Origin of the sequence: Streptomyces armeniacus (assembly GCF_003355155.1) — a bacterium.
Lineage (GTDB): Bacteria > Actinomycetota > Actinomycetes > Streptomycetales > Streptomycetaceae > Streptomyces > Streptomyces armeniacus.
The window spans coordinates 5,412,958-5,428,863 of record NZ_CP031320.1; the positions used below are offsets into that span (position 1 = coordinate 5,412,958).

The following is a 15,906-nucleotide window of genomic DNA, read 5'->3' on the forward strand; positions in this document are numbered from 1 at the left end:
GATCATGCAGTACCCTGCACCGCCACCTGGGAGGACGGCCGTGACAGAGAGTGCGGATTCGGTGGTCAGGCCGGGACACGAGGGCGATCTCGAAGCTCTGACGGACCTCTACAACCACTACGTCCGTGAGACGCCCGTCACGTTCGACATCGAGCCCTTCTCACCCGAAGAGCGCCGCCCTTGGCTGCTCTCCCACCGTGAAGACGGCCCACACCGCCTCTTGGTTGCGCGAGAGGCCCGGGAGGCCGGAACCAGCCGCGAGGGCCGGCTGCTCGGCTACGCCCACAGCAGCCGCTTCCGCCCGAAGGCGGCGTACGACACCTCCGTCGAGTGCACCGTCTACGTCGCCCCGGACGCCGGCGGCCAGGGCATCGGCACGCTGCTCTACAAGCGGCTGTTCGAGATCCTCGACGGCGAGGACGTGCACCGCGCCTACGCCGGAATCACCCTCCCGAACGAGGCGTCCGTCCGGCTGCACCGCCGCTTCGGCTTCGAGCCGTGCGGTACGTACACCCAGGCGGGGCGGAAGTTCGGGCGCTACTACGACGTCCGGCGCTTTGAAAAGCAGCTGTGAGGAAGAACGCGTGAGCTAGCGGGTCAGTTCCTTCGCGAGCGGCGTGGGGAAGGCCGGCACGAAGCATCCGTCGCCCAGCCAGTGCTGGAGCCGGGCGGCCTCGGCCTCGACCGCCGCGGCGGCCTCCGCGCCGCGGTCGGCGAGCTGCCGCCAGACGATCTCGCCGTCGGCGCGGCAGGCCCAGCCGCCGATGATCTCGCCGTTCCACCACACGGTGGGCCCGCCGTTCCCGTTGGTGTCGAAGAGCAGCGGGCGGTGGGCCGGGTCCAGGTACCAGTCGCGGTGCTTCCACCCCATGGTCGTCGGGTCGAGGCCCGGCAGCAGTGCCGCGTACGGTTCGGGCGGCCCGGCACCGTCGCCCGTGTCCGCCGGTGTGCCCGCCGCGAGGTCGCCGGGCAGCACCCAGCCGTCGCCCTCGTCCAGCCCGACGGGGACCGCGCCCACCGCGGCCAGCGTCTTGCGTACGTCGGTGACGGACCACCCGGTCCACCACTTCACGTCGTCCGTCGTCCCCGGCCCGTACGAGGCGAGCCAGCGCCGTACGAGTTCCGCCCTGGCCTCCTGCGGATCCAGCGGCGGCAGCTCGGGTGCCGCGTAGTAGCGAAACTGCCCGGAGGTCCAGCCGCCCTGCTGCCGCCCGCGGCGTATCCGTCCGTCCATCGCGAGCAGCCGCAGCACCCAGCCGCCGACCCGCTGCTTCGCCTCGTACGGTTTGCCGCGGGCCAGCGTGACCGTCTCCCGCAGTTCCGGCACCTCGGCGCTGACCTCGCCCGCGCCGACCTCGCCCGCGGCGGACTCCCCGAGGCGTACGAGGGCGTCCAGCGCCGCCTGCTCGGCCGCGGCCAGCCAGTCGGCATCCCAGTCCGGGTTCTCCTCCCGGAGGCGCTTCAGCAGCGAGCTGCGCTCGCGGGCGGCGACGGCCTGCGCGGTGGAGAAGTGGAAGACGGGTGCGAGCTCCGTCGGTACGGCGAACAGCGTGCGCCGCATGCAGTGCATGCGCAGCAGTGTGCGGTCGTCGTAGAGCGCACGGTCGATGTCGGCCATGGTCGGCTCGGTGAGCCGCGCGTACGCCGAGAGCGTCACGGTGGGCGCGTCCGTCACGTGCAGGCCGACGAGTGCTTCCGCGACGTCCTCCGTACGGTGCGCGCGGGCGGCCGGCGCGAGCAGGTGGCGGCGGGCGAGCCGGGCCCGGCGGTCGGCGGCGGTGAGGCGCATGGGCCCAGCGTAGGCGTGTGACGCAGCACACAGAACTGAACGAAATATCCGGGGACGGCGTCCCCGTTTACACAGGCGTCGTCGTAACCGGGGAGTCCTTCCCCGGATTTCACCGGGCCCCGGATCCAGACCGGGGCGCGGTGACGGACCGGCCGGGACGAGCGAGAGGAGCGTGGCAGTCATGACAGCAGCGGCCGTCAGCGGGACGCCGGGGACGCGGCTGCGCGCGGACGCCCTGCGGAACCGCGAGCGGATCGTGGATGCCGCGCGGGAGGCGTTCGTCCTGTACGGGCCCGAGGTGCCACTCGACGAGATCGCGCGGGACGCGGGTGTGGGAAACGCCACTCTCTACCGCCACTTCCCGGACCGCGAGTCGCTGATCCACCACGTCGTGCTGTCCGTGATGGACCGGGTGTCCGAGCGGGCGGAGGCGGCGTTCACAGAGGTGCCGGAGGCGTTCGACGCGTTGCGGCGCTTCGTCTTCGACGCCGCGGACGAGCGGGTCGGCGCGCTCTGCCCGATGCTGACGCACCACATCGACGGGGACGCGCCGGAGATCGTCGCCGCCAGAAAACGACTGGAAAACGCGACCTGGGCACTGATGGACTGGGGACGCCGCTCCGGCGAGCTGCGGTCCGACGTCGACTTCGGCGATCTGATGGTCGCGCTCAGCCAGTTGGCGCGCCCGCTGCCGGGCACCGGCTGCCCGGAGATCGAACGTTTTGTCCACCGTCACCTGCAGATCTTCCTCGACGGGCTGCGTACGCCGAGGAGGTCCCGGCTCACCGGCAGCGCGGCCACACTCGAGGACTTGAGGAGCAACCCCGTGCCCATGCAGCGCGCGTAAGGGCCGCCCGGCCGATGAGTTTCACCGGCCGGGGCCGTCAGTAAGAGACGACAGCAGGCGAGCAGCCAGCCGCCGGCGCCAGACCGTCACCGCATCGCCACCGTCACCGACTTCGGCACCGTGACCGCAGCCACCGCCGTCCGCGGTCACGGCAGCCATCGCAACTTCCGTCCGTTTTCCACCGTTTGAGCAGTTTCGTACCGTGAGGTAGTTACTCCCATGCCAAATTCCGTCACAGAGCCCGATCCCCGGCGCTGGAAAGCGCTCACCTTCATCGCGATAGCCCAGCTGATGGTCGTCCTCGACGCCACCATCGTGAACATCGCGCTTCCCTCCGCCCAGGCCGATCTCGACATCTCGAACGGCAACCGGCAGTGGGTCATCACGGCTTACGCGCTCGCCTTCGGTGGTCTGCTGCTCTTCGGCGGCCGCATAGCCGACCTGTGGGGGCGCAAGAACACCTTCGTCACCGGTCTCCTGGGCTTCGCCGGCGCGTCGGCGCTGGGCGGTGCGGCGACCGAGCCGTGGATGATGTTCGGCGCGCGCGGTCTCCAGGGTGCCTTCGGCGCCCTGCTCGCTCCGGCGGCGCTGTCGATCCTCGCGGTGATGTTCACCGAATCCAAGGAGCGCGCCAAGGCGTTCGGCATCTACGGCGCCATCGCGGGCGGCGGCGGTGCCGTCGGCCTGATCCTGGGCGGCGTGCTCACCGAGTACATGGACTGGCGCTGGACGTTCTTCGTGAACATCCCGTTCGCCATCGTCGCCGCGCTCGGCGCGTTCGCCGTGATCCACGAGCCGGCCGAGGCGCGCAACCGCTCCTCGCTCGACATCCCCGGCGTGGTGCTGTCCACGCTCGGACTGGTCTCGCTGGTCTACGGCTTCACCCGCGCCGAGTCCGAGGGCTGGTCGGACACCGGCACCATCGTCATGTTCGTGGCCTCGGCCGTGCTGCTCGCCGCGTTCGTGTTCACCGAGTCGAAGGTCCGCGCCCCGCTGCTGCCGCTGCGGGTGCTGCTCGACCGGAACCGCGGCGGGATCTACCTGTCGATGGGTCTCGCCATCATCGCGATGTTCGGGCTGTTCCTGTTCCTGACCTACTACCTGCAGGTCGTGAAGGGGTACTCGCCGGTCAAGACCGGCCTCGCGTTCCTGCCGATGATCACCGGCATGATCGTGGGCTCGACGCAGATCGGCGCCCGTCTGATGACCCGCGTCCCGGCGCGGCTGCTGATGGGCCCCGGCTTCCTGGTCGCGTCCACCGGCATGCTGATGCTGACGCAACTGGAGCTGGACACCTCGTACGCGGGGCTGATCCTGCCGGCGCAGCTGCTGCTCGGCCTGGGAATGGGCACGGCGTTCATGCCTGCCATGTCGCTGGCCACCATCGGGGTCAACCCGAAGGACGCGGGCGTCGCCTCCGCGATGGTCAACACCTCGCAGCAGGTCGGCGGCGCGATCGGGACAGCGCTGCTCAACACGATCGCCGCCAGCGCCACCACGTCGTACGTCAGCGACCACATGGCGCAGGCCGGAGCGTCCAAGCAGGGGCAGCAGCTGGTCACCCTGCAGGGCATGGTCGAGGGCTACACGACGGCGATCTGGTGGGCCGTCGGCATCCTGCTGGTGGCCGCGCTGATCGCGTTCACCTTCATCAACGCGGGCGGGAAGACCGCCGGTCCGGCCGCCGCGGGCGGCGCCGGGCGCGGCGACTCCGACGAGGAGCCTGTGCTGGTCGCGATGCACTGAACCGTGCACCGCACGGTGCACGACCCGCGCGGCGGAGAGTGCACCGGCCGGCACGACGACCGTACGGCGCGCGTCCCGGGGAGGGCGCGCGCCGTACGGGGTGCCCGTTCCGTGGAGGGCCCGTCACTTACGGGGGGGAGTGACGGGCCTTTCGCATGCCGCCGTACGGAGGGGCGCGCGCGTGGCTCCGTACGGAGTTGCCGCAGGGGGATGCCCGTACGGTGCGGGCGCGCGGTTGTCTCGTACGGGGCCACCCGTGCGCGGCCAACCCGTACGGGGGGCGATTACGGGCCGCCCGTACGCGCCCGGCTCACTCATGGTTGGCTGGTTGAAGCTTGTACGACCGGGGCAGCCTGATTCACCATGGATCTGTCCGAACACGACGGAACGGAGAGCCACCAGCGATGAGCACAGCCACCGCCACACCCGTCAAGCTTGCCGTCATCTACTACTCCGCCACCGGCACCAACGCCACCGTGGCCAAGGAGATCGCCGACTCCGCGGAGCGCGTCGGTGCGGAGGTCCGCCTCCGCAGGGTCGCCGAACTGGCACCGCAGGAGGCCATCGACTCCAACCCCGCGTGGGCGGAGCACGCGCGTGCCAGCGCCGGCATCCCCGAGGCGAGCCCGGACGACATGGTGTGGGCCGACGCCGTCGTCTTCGGCACCCCGACCCGGTACGGGAACGTGACGTCGCAGCTGAAGCAGTTCATCGACCAGCTCGGCGGCCTGTGGCAGGAGGGGAAGCTGGCGGACAAGGTGTACAGCGGCTTCACCTCCTCGGCCACCCTGCACGGCGGCCAGGAGTCCACGCTCCTCGCGCTCTACAACACGGTCCACCACTTCGGTGGCATCGTGGTGGCCCCCGGCTACACCGACGCGTCGAAGTTCGCCGACGGCAACCCGTACGGCACCTCCCACGTGGACGCGCAGGGCGCGAGCCCGGTGGACGAGACGACCCGTACGGCGGCGCGCGTGCAGGCGGAGCGCGTCGTACGGATCGCGGCGGCGCTGAAGGCCGGAGGCGTGTGACGGGCGCGGCGACCAGGCAGTGACTCCGTGAACGGCCGCCCGCCCGGCGCGCGCTTCCACCGGCGCGCGGGGCGGGCGGCCGCATAGCGTGACCCGTCGACGGGGTATCCGCACGGGACCGTCCGGCGAAGGGACACACGGTGGCGGCAGCGGCAGAACGCATGGTGATCATCGGCGGCGACGCGGCGGGCATGTCCGCCGCCGCGCAGGCGCGCAGGCTCCGTACGGAGGACGAGTTGGAGATCGTCGCGTTCGAGCGCGGCGCCTTCACCTCGTACTCCGCCTGCGGCATCCCGTACTGGATCGGCGGCGACGTCGGCAGCCGCGACGAGCTGATCGCCCGTACGCCCGAGGAGCACCGCAAGCGCGGCATCGACGTGCGGCTGCACACGGAGGTCACCGCGATCGACCTGGACGGGCAGCGGGTCCGTACGCGCGCGCACGGCGCGGCGGGCGGCGCCGCCGGCGGGCCGCGCGGGGCGGAGGAATGGACGGGCTTCGACAAGCTGGTCATCGCGACCGGTGCCCGCCCCGTACGGCCGTCGCTGCCCGGCATGGACGCGGACGGCGTGCACGGGGTGCAGTCCCTCGGCGACGGCGAGGCCCTCCTGGACAGCCTGGCGGCGGCGGAACGGGCGGACGGCGGCGCGCGCCGTACGCTCCGCGCGGTGGTGGTCGGCGCCGGCTACATCGGAGTGGAGATGTCCGAGGCGCTGATCCGCCGCGGCCACCGGGTCACCGTGCTGGACCGGGCCGAGCAGCCCATGTCGACGCTCGACCCCGACATGGGCGCCCTCGTACGGGAGGGGATGACCGGGCTGGGCATCGACGTCCGTACGGGTGCGGCCGTCACCGGCATCCGTACGGACGCGGACGGCCGGGCCCGTGCGGTCGTCACGGCGGACGGCGAACACGAGGCCGACATCGTGGTGCTGGGCATCGGCGTACGCCCGGAGACGGCGCTGGCGGAGGCGGCCGGGCTGCCGCTGGGCGACGCGGGCGGGCTGCTCACCGATCTCGCGATGCGCGTACGGGGGCAGCGGAACGTGTGGGCGGGCGGCGACTGCGTGGAGGTCTTCGACCGCGTCACGCGCCGCCCCCGGCACCTCCCGCTGGGCACGCACGCGAACAAGCACGGGCAGGTCATCGGCACCAACGCGGGCGGTGGCTACGCCACCTTCCCCGGCGTCGTCGGGACGGCGGTCAGCAAGGTGTGCGACCTGGAGATCGCCCGTACGGGGCTGCTGGAGCGGCAGGCGGAACGCGCCGGGCTGCGGTTCGTGACGGTGACCGTCGAGGCGACCGGCCGCGCCGGCTACTTCCCCGGCGCGGAGCCGATGCGGGTGAAGATGCTCGCCGAGCGGCGCACAGGGCGGCTCCTGGGCACGCAGATCGTCGGCCGGGAGGGCGCCGGGAAGCGGGTGGACATCGCGGCGGTCGCCCTCACCGCGGGCATGACGGTCGAGGAGATGACGGGACTGGACCTGGGCTACGCGCCGCCGTTTTCCCCCGTGTGGGACCCCGTCCTGGTGGCGGCGCGGAGAGCGGCGTCCGAAGTGCGCGCACAGGGGAGCTGACGGGCTCCGGGAACGCGCCGGTCGCGGACCGTACGGACCGCGCGGCACCACAGGGCGAGGGCAGCTGTCATCGTCCGCCGGAAGCGGACGGGCGCCCGCGGATTCCGTCCAGAAGGTACGTGGTGCGGCGGTCGTAGTCGTCCCGGGGAGGCCGCTCGCCGTGCTTGAGGGCGAGGGCGTTGTCGACGACGAGTGCCTGGAGGTCGCCCGCCGTGAACTCCGGCCGCAGCACGTCGGAGGCGTGCCCCGCTGCGATGAGTTCGTCGTTCGCCTCGCTCCCGGCCCGGCAGATCTCCATGAGCTGCCGCGAGTTCGGATATGTCTGCAGCAGGACGTCGTTGACGGCGGGCTGGCGGTACTGGAGGTCGCGGATCGCGGTGAGGTAGTACGCGGTCCGCTCGCCGACGTCTTCGATGGTCCGAGTGTGGTCGATGACGGCGAGCAGCTCCCTGGCGACGACCTCTTCGATGACGGCCTCGATGAGGCCGATCCGACCGCCGAACCGGTTGAAGACCGTGGCCTTGCTCACCCCTGCCGCTTTGGCGACTTCCTCCAGCGGGACCGTCAGGCCACGCCCCTGGAAGGCGCCGATCGCGGCGGCGCGGATCTGCTCGGAATTGCGCCTGGCGTCGGCGCGCAGCCGGGGTTCCGTAGGCACCGCACCGGCCAAGGCCCTCACCGTCTCCCGCTGTCGCCCCGCGTCGTAACTTGACTCCCCTGGTCAGCATACCTACGGTCGTCGGCGGAGAGAGAAACTGACCAGCATGGTCAACTTATGGTGCCGCCCGCCTCCAAGACGGCGCCGCGGGCACAGGAAGAGGCCGAGAACATGATCGTTGTCACCGGCGCCACCGGTGGGCTGGGCGGCGCCACCGTCGAGCACCTCCTCGAGCGCGTACCCGCCGGCCGGATCGGCGTCAGCGTCCGCGACCCCGCCAAGGCGCAGCACCTCACCGACCGCGGCGTGCGCGTGCGGCGGGGCTCCTACGAGGATCCGGCCGCGCTGCGCGACTCGTTCGCCGGTGCCGAGCAGGTCCTTCTGGTGTCCGGCAACGACCCGGCCGCCGACCTGGTCAGCCTGCACCGCTCCGCCGTCGAGGCCGCCGTCGAGGCAGGCGCCCGGCGGATCCTCTACACGAGCCAGCAGGGCGCCGTCCCCGGCAATCCGTACCCGCCGTCGGACATCCACACCGCCACCGAGGCGATCCTCCGCGACTCCGGTGTCGCCTGGACGGCGCTGCGCAACGGCGCATACGGCCCGCTCGACCAGGTTCTCGGCCCGTGGCAGCGGACCGGCGAGATCGCCCAGCCGGAAGACGGCCCCGTGCCGTACACCGACCGCGCCGACACCGCCGAGGCCACCGCGGTCATCCTCGCCGGGACCCGCTCCTTCGACGGCCCCGTCACCCTCACCGCGCCCGCCGCCGTCACCTTCGACGATTTCGCCGAGATCGCCTCCGGTCTCACCGGCCGCACCGTCAAACGCACCGTCGTGGACGACGAGCAGTGGGTCGCCGACCAGATCTCGGCCGGCGTCCCGGAGCAGACGGCCCGGTTCATGCTCACCTGGTACCAGGCCGCCCGCGCCGGTTACTTCGCCGAAGCCGGCCCCCTGCTGTCCGAACTCCTCGGCCGCGAGCCCCGCACCGCCGCCGACCGGCTCGCAGCCCACATCGCCGCCTGAGGCTTCTTCTCGGCCGTCCGACCGCTGATTCGGGCATGCCCCGGGGAACCGTCTAGGCGCGGACCGCGCGGAACAGCGTGTGCCCGCCCTCGCCCTCCGGCACGAACTCCTCGTGTACGACGGTGAGTCCGGCCTCCGTGAGCCACCGCCGGTACGTCGCCGCGTCCGCGTGGCTCCACCACATCGCGGCGCCGCCGCCCAGCCAGTCGTCCTCCGTACCGGTCCAGGCGGTGTGGCCGGCCGTCGCGACGAACCGGCCGCCGGGCCGCAGCCAGGACGCGATACGGCGCAGCAGCGCGGGCTGCTCCGCCAGCGGCATGTGGATCAGCGCGTACAGGCAGACGACGGCGTCGAACGAGGCCGCCGGGCAGTCCAGTCCGGCGGCGTCGCCCTGGTGGAAGGTGGCGCCCGGTACGAGCGTGCGCGCGCGCCGTATCTGCGTCCCGCTGAGGTCGACGCCGGTGACGGCGTACCCCGCCGCGGTCAGCGCGCGGGCCACCGGGACGCCGCAGCCGCAGCCGAGGTCCAGCACGGCGGCGCCGTCGGGCAGTTCGCGGCGGAGGGCGTCGATCCAGGGGCCGTACTGGCCGGGCGGGGCGTCGTCCGCACGGTACGCGTGGGAGACGGCGTCGTATCCGCGCCGTACAACGTCCTTGGGGTCGCACGGCGGTGTGCTCGTCTCCGGCTCGGGCTGGGTCACGGACGGCGACGCTAGCGGTGCGCGTGCCGCGGGTCGAACGGTTTCCCGCCGGGCCCGCCGCTTCTCCGTGGGGCGCGCCTAGAATCGCCGTATGGCTTCCGACGAGGCGACGACGAGCGTACGGGTCGACAGCTGGATCTGGTCGGTACGGCTCACGAAGACCCGTTCGCTGGCGGCCGCGGCCTGCCGGGCGGGGCACGTGCGGGTCAACGGCGACCGCGTCAAGCCCGCTCAGGCGGTGCGCCCCGGCGACGAGGTGCGGCTGCGGCACGCGGGACGGGAGCGGATCGTGGTGGTGTCGCGGCTCGTACGGAAGCGGGTGGGCGCCGCCGTCGCCGCCGAGTGCATGGTCGACAAGAGCCCGCCGCCGCCTCCGCCCGAGGCGCTGGCGGCGGTGCCGCGCCGCGACCGCGGCACGGGGCGGCCCACGAAGCGGGACCGGCGCGAGCTGGAGCGGCTGCGGGACGTGTGACCTGCCGGCCGGGGCCGCCCGGCAGGTCAGGCCTCCCGGCGGTCAGGCGGCCCGGCGGTCAGGCCGCCCGGCAGGCCGGGCAGCCCGTACGCCCGCCGGTCAGGCGTGGCCCGTCAGCGTGGTGACCGTGACCTGTTCCGTGAAGCGCTCCCCTGGCGGCAGCGCGGCCCGCAGCCGTGCGGCGAACGCGGGGCGCTCGTCGGGGGCGGGCAGGTCCGCGGCAGACATCGCGGAGTAGACGCCGCCGAGGAGCCGGCCGAAGTCCAGGTCGTCGGTGTACGCGACGTCCGTCTCGCGCACCTCCGCGTAACCGGCCGCGCGGAGCGCCTCGGCGTACCGCTCCCGGTCCCGCGTGCCGGTGCCGCAGGACGCCTCCAGGCTGCTCCCGAAGTGTTCCTCCAGGAAGCCGCGCAGCGCCCGCGACCAGTCGGAGTCCTGCAGCCACAGCGGCGTCCCGTTGGCGACGACGGCGATGCCGCCGCCTGTGCGGAGCAGCGGCCGCACCGTACGGAACAGCCTTTCGTGGTCCATCCAGTGCAGTGCCTGCCCGATGACGGTCATCGCCAGCGGCCGGCCGCCGAGGAGTGCGCCGAGCGCGGGCACGTCGGCGTCGCCGCCCAGGACCCAGATGACGTTCCGTACGGAGTCGTTTTCCGCCGCCGCGCGCGCGTGGCTCAGCATGTCCGGTTCGGGGTCCATTCCGATGACGGAGCCGGTGCGGGCGGCGAGCGGAACCGTCAACTGGCCCGTGCCGCAGCCGAGATCGAGCACCGTGTCGGCGGCGCCCAGTCCGAAGGCCGCGCACAGGTGGCCGAGGACGGGCGGCGGATAGCCGCGGCGGAACTCCGCGTAATAGGCGGCGACGTCGCCGCTGAAACCCAGGGTCACGGTGCACACGGTGCCCGCGGCCCGCCCGCGCGTACAGGCCCGCCCGCCGCTTATCGCCGCGGGCGAAAACGGGCCTCCGGGGCCGCGGACGGTCAGAGGACTAGACCCTTAAAGGCTGGCGCGGCATCTGGCTGATCTCCTGTCACGCTGCGACGATGTGGCGGCCTCGAACCCCCGTACCGACAGTCATACCGACACCTGTACCGATACCCGTACCACTGAGCCCCCACCGGCGCCGCCCGTTGAGGCGGCGCAGACGGATGAGTTCACCCGCCCATGTGAGGAGCGTTCCGATGCAGCAGCCGAGTCGCAGACAGACCCTCGCCGGTGCCGCCGGCGTCGCGGCAGGACTCGGGATCAGCGGCGCCGCTGCCGGGACGGCCGCGGCGGACGACGCGGCCGGCAGCGGCGCGGCGGTGCGCCGTAAGGCCGCCGGGCTGCTCCGGAGGATGTCGCTGGAGGAGAAGATCGGCCAGCTCTTCGTCGTCGAGGTGTACGGCCAGTCCGCCGGCACCGCGCACGCGAAGAACCGCGAGCTGTACGGCGTGGACACGCCCGCCGACGTGCTCGCCAAGTACCAGCCCGGCGGCGTCATCTACTTCGACGCCCGGCGCGGGCCCGACAACGTGCGCGAGCCGCGCCAGATGGCACGGCTCTCCAACGGGCTGCAGCGCGCCAGCCGCATCCCCCTCATCATCTCCACCGACCAGGAGGGCGGCAGCGCCGTCTTCCGGCTGGCGGCGCCGGCGACGCTGCTGCCGGGCAACATGGCGCTGGCGGCGACACGTTCGGCCGCCGACGTGCAGGAGTCGGCAAGGATCATCGGCACCGAGCTGGCGTCCGTCGGCATCAACCAGAACTACGCGCCGGTCGCCGACGTCAACATCAACCCGGCGAACCCCGTCATCGGTGTCCGCTCGTTCGGCTCCGACCCGGCGCTCTGCTCCGAGCTGGTCACCGCGGCCGTCCGCGGCTACCACCGGGGCCACGTGGCCAGCGCCGCCAAGCACTTCCCCGGGCACGGCGACACGGACACCGACTCGCACCACGGACTGCCGGAGATCCGGCACACCCGGGAGGAGCTGGACCGGATCGACCTGCCGCCGTTCCGTGCGGCGATCCGGCGGGGCGTCGACACCATCATGAGCGCGCACATCGTGGTGCCCGCGCTGGACCCGACAGGCGTGCCGGCCACCATGTCGCACCCGATCATCACCGGGCTGCTCCGCCGCGAACTCGGCTTCGACGGGCTGATCGTGACGGACGCGCTGGACATGCAGGGCGCCTCCGGCGAGTTCCCGCCGGACGTGGCGCCCGTACGGGCGCTGGAGGCGGGCTGCGACCAGCTGGTGCTGGCGCCCGAGATGGACACCGCGTACGGGGCGGTGCTGGACGCCGTACGCTCCGGCCGGATCACGCGGGAGCGTGTTGACGAGTCCGTGGAGCGTGTGCTGATGCACAAGCTGCGGCGCGGGCTGTTCCCGTTCCCGTACGTGAGCGAATCGCGCGCCGTACGGACCGTCGGCAAGCGGAGTCACCTCAGCACGGCGCGGCAGATCACCGACCGCACGGTCACGCTGGTGAAGAACGACGGGCTGCTGCCGCTCTCCGCCGCCACCGCGCGCGCGGTGCTCGTCACCGGCTGGGACACGACGGCGACCAAGACGCTCGCCGAGGCGGTGTCCGCACGCCCCGGCCAGACCGCGCAGGCGCTGCCGACCGGCGCCGTCCCGGCGCAGTCGGCGATCGACTCGGCCGTCGCCGCGGCCGGCTCCGCCGACCTCGTGGTGGTCTCCGCGAACGCCGCCGCCGCGGGCAAGGAGGACGGCGCCGCACAGGCCGCACTGGTGAAGGCGCTGATGGAGACGGGCACGCCCGTGGTCGTGGTGGCCCTGCGCAACCCGTACGACATCCGCCGCTTCCCGGACGTCCCCGGCTACCTGACCGGTTACTCGCACGGCGCCCCGTCGCTGGAGTCCCTCGTGCGGGCGCTGTACGGCGAGCTGAACCCGGGCGGCAGCCTGCCGGTCGCGGTCGCCTCCGTCGACGACCCGGAGCAGGAGCTGTACGCGTTCGGGCACGGGCTGCGCTACTGACCACAGGGCGCGGCCTCAGGCGCCACCGAACGGAGCCCGATGCACCACCGCACGGTGCGCGCCCGGGTTCCACCGCACAGTGCGCCGCCGAGAAGACAGTGCACCGCTGAGAAGAGGGCCGCCGCGCACCGCCCGTGCGCGGCGGCCCCCGTACGCGCTCTTGACACCTGCCGCGCCATACTGGCCGTATGGAGGAGCCACAGCGCGGCACGGAGGAGGGCGGCGAGTCCGCCTGCTCGCTGCACCGCGTGTGCCCCGAGTGCGGACGGCTGTCCGACACCGCGCCGCCGCCCGCTGTCTGCGAGCGCTGCGGCACTCCCCTCGGCTCCCTTGGCCAGGACTGAACAGCTTTAGGGAAATCCCTCTGACCAAGCCGTTAGCGGCAGTCGTTCGCTTGCTCCCGCTCGGCCGCCTGGCGCACGATCCACCTTGCGGAGGATTCGGTCATCCCGGTGCCCGACAGCCGCGCGTACACAACGGCGCCTCACGGTCCGGCCCCGGTGGCCGGAAGCGTATGCAGGCCAGCTGACCGGCGGCGCCCTGTGACCATGCCTGATCACCGAGAGAGGCCCCGGATGACCCCAGGGAGAGGGAGGTTGTTGCATGCGGGACACCGAAGCCGCCCAGGCAGTCGCCGCACCGCCGGCCGTACCGGCGCACCGGCGGCCGCACGGCGCGGAGCCGGCGTCGCCCTGCGGCAGCGCCCGCTCCGTACGGCGCGGCGAGGCCCGTTGATGGCCACGGGCACGGACACGGGTGACGCGCCTGCCTCCGGTCAGGGTCTCGCACCGGTACGGCTCGGGGTGCTCGGCTGCGCCTCCATCGCCTGGCGGCGGATGCTGCCCGCACTGGCCGCACGGCCGGAACTGGAACTGGTGGCCGTCGCCAGCCGCGAGCTGAGCAAGGCGGCGCAGTTCACAGACGAGTTCGGCGGCGAGGCCGTACAGGGCTACGAGCAGCTCCTCGCACGCGACGACGTCGAGGCCGTCTACGTACCGCTGCCGATCATGCTCCACGCCGAGTGGGTCGAACGGGCCCTCCGCGCGGGCAAACACGTCCTGTGCGAGAAGCCGCTGACCCGCGGGCTGGCTGACGCCGAACGGCTGGTGAAGCTCGCGGACGAGCTCGGACTGACGCTCATGGAGAGCCTCATGTTCGTACGGCACTCCCAGCACACCGCCGTACGGGAACTCCTCGACAGCGGCACGATCGGCGAGCTCCGCAGCCTCACCGCCGAGTTCGCGTTCCCGCCGAAGCCGGCGGGCGACATGCGGTACGACGCGGTCAGCGGCGGCGCGCTCGCCGAGATCGGCGTGTACCCGTTCGCGACCGCCCTGCTGCACCTCGGCGACGACCTGCGGGTGCTGGGCGCCGCCGTACGGAGGGACGCGAAGGGCGACGTCGACCTGTCGGGTGCCGCCCTGCTCACCACTCCGGACGGCACGACCGCACATCTGACCTGGGGCATGGAGCACGCCTACCGGTCCGTGTACGAACTCTGGGGCAGCGCCGGACGGATCGTCGTGGAATGGGCGTACACCCCGCCGTCCACGCACCCTCCGGTGATACGCGTCGAAACGCAGGACCGGCAGGAACGGCGCACCCTGCCGCCTGACGACCAGTTCGGGAACGTACTCGCGGCCTTCGCGCGCGCGGTGCGCACGGGTGAGGACAACGGCCTGCAGGGCGAGGAGATCCTCCGGCTGGCCGCACTGATGGACAAGGCCGGCGCACACGCCGTGGCACTGCCGGGAGGCGACGGTGAGTGATTCGCAGGAGTACATCCTGGAGCTCGTCCGCAAGTACCACCGTGAGAAGGAGCAGCAGCGGGAGTTCGTTCCCGGCAAGACACTCGTCATGCCGTCCGGCGCCACGCTGGACGAGGACGACCGGGTCGCCATGGTCGAGGCCGCGCTCAACATGCGGATCGCGGTCGGCTCCAGCGCCATCGAGCTCGAACGGCAGCTGGGCCGCTCGCTGCACCGCCGTAAGGTGCATCTGACGAACTCCGGTTCGTCGGCCAACCTGCTCGCCCTCACCGCCCTCACACAGCCCGAGATGGGCGACGAGCGGCTCAAGCCGGGCGACGAGGTCATCACGGTCGCCGCGGGCTTCCCCACGACCGTCAACCCCATCCTGCAGAACCACATGACGCCGGTCTTCGTCGACGTCGAACTGGGCACGTACAACACCACGGTGGAACGGGTCGCGGAAGCGATCGGCCCGCGCACCCGCGCGATCATGATCGCGCACGCGCTGGGCAACCCGTTCCCCGTCGCGGAGGTCGCCGCGCTCGCCAAGGAGCACGGGCTGTTCTTCGTCGAGGACAACTGCGACGCCGTCGGCTCCCTCTACAACGGGCGGCTGTGCGGCACGTACGGCGACTTCAGCACGGTCAGCTTCTACCCCGCGCACCACCTGACGATGGGCGAGGGCGGCTGCGTCACGACCGACAGGCCGCGGCTGGCGCGGCTGATCGAGTCGCTGCGCGACTGGGGCCGCGACTGCTGGTGCGAGCCGGGCGAGAACGACACGTGCGGCAAGCGGTACTGCCAGCAGTTCGGCGGGCTGCCGTACGGCTACGACCACAAGTACACGTTCTCGCGCGTCGGGTTCAATCTGAAGACGACGGACGTACAGGCCGCGCTGGGGCTCTCGCAGCTGCAGCGGCTGCCGGAGTTCGACGCGGCCCGGCGGCGCAACTGGTGGCGCCTGCGGGAGGGCCTGGACGGGATCCCCGGCCTCGTCATGCCGGTGCCGCAGCCGGGCAGCGACCCGAGCTGGTTCGGGTACATCCTCACCGTCGAGGAGAACGCCGGGTTCGACCGCAACGAGATCGTCAGTTTCCTGGAGTCGCGCCGGATCGGCACCCGCATGCTGTTCGCGGGCAACCTGACGCGGCAGCCCGCGTACCAGGGGCAGAACTACCGGGTGTCGGGGACGCTGGAGAACAGCGACGTCATCACGGAACGGACGTTCTGGATCGGGGTGTTCCCGGGGCTGACGGACGAGATGCTGGACTACATGATCAGCTCGCTGTGGGAGTTCGTGCGCGGCCGCTGAGCCTCTGCCTGCG

16 protein-coding genes are annotated in these 15,906 nt (G+C 72.3%); 12 read left to right on the plus strand and 4 right to left on the minus strand.

Annotation, left to right across the window (positions count from 1 at the left end):
- Positions 1-4 precede the first annotated feature (4 nt).
- Positions 5-574, plus strand: a complete 570-nt coding sequence (locus tag DVA86_RS23635) for a GNAT family N-acetyltransferase (RefSeq protein WP_208881231.1) — start codon at positions 5-7, stop codon at positions 572-574.
- Positions 575-589: 15 nt separating this feature from the next.
- Here the strand turns inward: DVA86_RS23635 and DVA86_RS23640 are convergent, their stop codons facing one another.
- Positions 590-1,789, minus strand: a complete 1,200-nt coding sequence (locus tag DVA86_RS23640) for a winged helix DNA-binding domain-containing protein (RefSeq protein WP_208881233.1) — start codon at positions 1,787-1,789, stop codon at positions 590-592.
- Positions 1,790-1,970: 181 nt separating this feature from the next.
- Here DVA86_RS23640 and DVA86_RS23645 point away from each other — a divergent pair, with 181 nt between their 5' ends.
- The 4 genes from DVA86_RS23645 to DVA86_RS23660 all read left to right on the plus strand — a co-directional run bounded on the left by DVA86_RS23645 (position 1,971) and on the right by DVA86_RS23660 (position 6,990).
- Positions 1,971-2,636, plus strand: a complete 666-nt coding sequence (locus DVA86_RS23645; RefSeq protein WP_208881234.1) for a TetR/AcrR family transcriptional regulator — start codon at positions 1,971-1,973, stop codon at positions 2,634-2,636.
- A 219-nt stretch (positions 2,637-2,855) separates the two neighbouring features.
- The gene (locus tag DVA86_RS23650) at positions 2,856-4,382 is read left to right on the plus strand and encodes an MFS transporter (RefSeq protein ID WP_208881236.1); all 1,527 of its coding nucleotides are present in this window, start codon (positions 2,856-2,858) and stop codon (positions 4,380-4,382) included.
- 404 nt (positions 4,383-4,786) lie between these two features.
- Positions 4,787-5,413 (plus strand): NAD(P)H:quinone oxidoreductase, encoded by a 627-nt coding sequence (wrbA, locus tag DVA86_RS23655; RefSeq protein ID WP_208881238.1) that lies wholly within the window; start codon positions 4,787-4,789, stop codon positions 5,411-5,413.
- A gap of 161 nt (positions 5,414-5,574) precedes the next feature.
- Positions 5,575-6,990 carry an FAD-dependent oxidoreductase gene (locus DVA86_RS23660; RefSeq protein WP_208885076.1) on the plus strand — a complete coding sequence of 472 codons (1,416 nt, stop codon included), beginning with the start codon at positions 5,575-5,577 and terminating at the stop codon, positions 6,988-6,990.
- A gap of 67 nt (positions 6,991-7,057) precedes the next feature.
- On the opposite strand, the gene DVA86_RS23665 is transcribed toward DVA86_RS23660, so the two are convergent.
- Complete coding sequence (locus DVA86_RS23665) at positions 7,058-7,648, minus strand: TetR/AcrR family transcriptional regulator (protein WP_245997042.1); 591 nt, start codon at positions 7,646-7,648, stop codon at positions 7,058-7,060.
- Between the two features lie 171 nt (positions 7,649-7,819).
- Between DVA86_RS23665 and DVA86_RS23670 the strand changes: the two genes are divergently transcribed.
- Positions 7,820-8,674, plus strand: coding sequence for an NmrA family NAD(P)-binding protein (locus DVA86_RS23670; protein WP_208885077.1), 855 nt, complete (start codon positions 7,820-7,822; stop codon positions 8,672-8,674).
- 52 nt (positions 8,675-8,726) lie between these two features.
- Here DVA86_RS23670 and DVA86_RS23675 read toward each other — a convergent pair whose 3' ends face one another.
- On the minus strand, positions 8,727-9,374 hold the full coding sequence (locus DVA86_RS23675; protein WP_208881242.1) for a class I SAM-dependent methyltransferase: 648 nt from the start codon (positions 9,372-9,374) through the stop codon (positions 8,727-8,729).
- A 91-nt stretch (positions 9,375-9,465) separates the two neighbouring features.
- Between DVA86_RS23675 and DVA86_RS23680 the strand changes: the two genes are divergently transcribed.
- The gene (locus tag DVA86_RS23680) at positions 9,466-9,846 is read left to right on the plus strand and encodes an RNA-binding S4 domain-containing protein (protein WP_208881244.1); all 381 of its coding nucleotides are present in this window, start codon (positions 9,466-9,468) and stop codon (positions 9,844-9,846) included.
- 99 nt (positions 9,847-9,945) lie between these two features.
- Here DVA86_RS23680 and DVA86_RS23685 read toward each other — a convergent pair whose 3' ends face one another.
- A complete protein-coding gene (locus DVA86_RS23685; protein ID WP_208881246.1) occupies positions 9,946-10,734 on the minus strand; it encodes a class I SAM-dependent methyltransferase in 789 nt (262 codons plus the stop codon).
- A 293-nt stretch (positions 10,735-11,027) separates the two neighbouring features.
- On the opposite strand from DVA86_RS23685, the gene DVA86_RS23690 reads away from it, so the two are divergent.
- From DVA86_RS23690 to rfbH, 5 genes are all read left to right on the plus strand, one after another.
- Positions 11,028-12,830 (plus strand): glycoside hydrolase family 3 protein, encoded by a 1,803-nt coding sequence (locus DVA86_RS23690; protein WP_208881248.1) that lies wholly within the window; start codon positions 11,028-11,030, stop codon positions 12,828-12,830.
- Between the two features lie 188 nt (positions 12,831-13,018).
- Positions 13,019-13,174, plus strand: a complete 156-nt coding sequence (locus tag DVA86_RS23695) for a hypothetical protein (RefSeq protein WP_245997045.1) — start codon at positions 13,019-13,021, stop codon at positions 13,172-13,174.
- Positions 13,175-13,433: 259 nt separating this feature from the next.
- A complete protein-coding gene (locus DVA86_RS35980; protein WP_281279314.1) occupies positions 13,434-13,565 on the plus strand; it encodes a hypothetical protein in 132 nt (43 codons plus the stop codon).
- The gene (locus DVA86_RS23700) at positions 13,565-14,599 is read left to right on the plus strand and encodes a Gfo/Idh/MocA family protein (RefSeq protein ID WP_208881250.1); all 1,035 of its coding nucleotides are present in this window, start codon (positions 13,565-13,567) and stop codon (positions 14,597-14,599) included. Before DVA86_RS35980 ends, DVA86_RS23700 begins: the two co-directional genes overlap by 1 nt.
- Positions 14,592-15,893 carry a lipopolysaccharide biosynthesis protein RfbH gene (rfbH, locus tag DVA86_RS23705; RefSeq protein WP_208881251.1) on the plus strand — a complete coding sequence of 434 codons (1,302 nt, stop codon included), beginning with the start codon at positions 14,592-14,594 and terminating at the stop codon, positions 15,891-15,893. Before DVA86_RS23700 ends, rfbH begins: the two co-directional genes overlap by 8 nt.
- Positions 15,894-15,906: the final 13 nt, after the last annotated feature.